We start from the raw sequence: 1,935 nt of genomic DNA, 5'->3' as shown, positions 1-1,935 counted from the left end.
TAAAAAATAAGCTCCTTTTATCCTTCCTGACTTTATATAATCCTTTTAAAATTTTATTTCGCTAGTTCAATACTGCTATAGTTATATTAGCTGTAGGATGTATACTGTTGTGACTATTGGCTTTTAGTGTTAACAATAAACGCTTTATTGTCTGTGCAATCATTTGCAAAATACTTTGATATTTTTCGCAAATAGAGTATTTTTATGTTTAATAATGTAAACTATTTACATAAAATGAGCTAAAAATGATTGTGAATTTTAGTGTTCAAAACTTTGGGTCAATAAAAGACAAGCAAATATTATCTTTTGAAGCAACAACTGCTAGAGACTTAGAAAGTTTTTATATCATAGAGCCCATAAAAGGGCTCAGGCTACTCAAGCTGGCGTTAATATACGGCGCCAATGCTTCAGGTAAGACTACAGTATTAAAAGCCTTGGAGTTTCTTCGAGATCTTGTCTTAGAACCAGTTGAAAAAAAAAACGAATCTTTAAAGTTTGAGCCTTTTCTATTCGATTCTTTTACGCCCACCAAAAACTCAATATTATCAATTGACTTCATACAGAAAAATATTAGGTACTTCTATGAGGTAGAGTTTAATAGATTGGCAATTGTAAATGAAGAATTGTACTTCTACAATCCAAATAAAGCCAAAATATTTAGTAGAGCTACCAATTTAGAAAACCAGTTTACAGAAATTACTTTTGGAAGTAAAATTAAAAAAGATAAAACCTTCGGAAAAACGCTAGAAGCAAATACGATTTGGAATAATACAGTATTGGGTGGATTTTTGAAGACAAATATTAATTTTAAAGAACTTAAAGAAGTTTCAGAATGGTTTGCCACACATTTAAAACCACTTATTGAATCAGATACAAAACTGGAAGGGTATGTCACGTCTGCTATAGGTAATACTGATATTGATAAAAATTCTGTCATTCAAATACTCAAAAAAGCAGATTTCAACATATCTGATATTTTGATAAATGAAGAAGAAGAAGATATTCCTCTTGGCTTTTTAGAGTTTCTTGAAAAGCAAGTGAAAACACATAATGAAAAATTTACTGAAATAAAAAGTAAAGGAAAGGTTACGACGGTTAGCATAGAGTTAGAGCATACAGTAGACAGAATAAAGTATAAAATACCTTTTGAATTAGAATCACAGGGCACAAAAAGATACTACAGTTTTTCTGGACTTTTAAGTATGCTAATTAAAAACTCGATAACTTTTCCGATAGATGAATTAGAATCTTCTTTGCACCCAGACTTGTTTACGCACTTTATTTTATCATTTTTAGTTAATGCAAAACAATCACAAATTCTAGCTACTACACACAACCGAGAAATTCTCAATAATAGAGATATTTTTAGGAATGATGCTATTTGGTTTACAGATAAAAATGAACTAAGTGCTACCGAGCTATACTCATTAGCTGATTTTGATAGTAAAGTAATTAGAGATACAAGTAATGTTTACAATGCCTACAAAATTGGTAAACTTGGCGGTGTTCCGAACTTAGGGGATTATTATATAGACTTAAGCGATGAGAAGAAATAGACCTATACCTTTTAAAAATAAAATAAAGTTCGCCATCATCGTTGATGGTGATTGTGAATCTTGGTATTTCCAAATGCTTAGAAGAAACGAAAGGGATATAAATGTTGACTTAAAGCCAGAAATACCTCAAAATAAAAAACTCAAAGAGCAGTTTGAAAAAGTTGTTGAACTCTCAAAACATTATGATAAAGTTTTTTGGGTTGTTGACTACGATGTTATTAATAGCGAATCTTCCTTAGCCAAAAAGGGTACAGAAACGGCCTCCCAGGAGTTTAAAAAATATGTTACCCAAATAAAGAAAAAATATCATAATGTCATTTTAATTAGGCTTCCCTTGAAAATTACTTTTTCCAGCACAGGCCTACGAAAAATCCACTCA

The 1,935-nt window shown here is 30.7% G+C and carries 2 protein-coding genes; both read left to right on the top strand.

Annotation, left to right across the window (positions count from 1 at the left end):
* The first annotated feature begins 245 nt into the window (after nucleotides 1-245).
* Complete coding sequence (locus ACOVQ4_RS15460; RefSeq protein WP_421821529.1) at nucleotides 246-1,556, top strand: AAA family ATPase; 1,311 nt, start codon at nucleotides 246-248, stop codon at nucleotides 1,554-1,556.
* On the top strand, nucleotides 1,543-1,935 hold a 393-nt coding region (locus tag ACOVQ4_RS15455), incomplete at its 3' end, for a hypothetical protein (RefSeq protein ID WP_421821528.1). The genes ACOVQ4_RS15460 and ACOVQ4_RS15455, both read left to right, overlap by 14 nt.

This window comes from Flectobacillus sp., from assembly GCF_049240685.1.
GTDB lineage: Bacteria > Bacteroidota > Bacteroidia > Cytophagales > Spirosomataceae > Flectobacillus.
Note: the sequence above shows the minus strand (reverse complement) of the source record. Positions and strands in the feature narration are given on the sequence as shown.

Coding starts and splice junctions, on each gene's coding strand:
- ACOVQ4_RS15460 (WP_421821529.1), top strand. CDS start 246: ATGATTGTGAATTTTAGTGTTCAAAACTTTGGGTCAATAAAAGACAAG.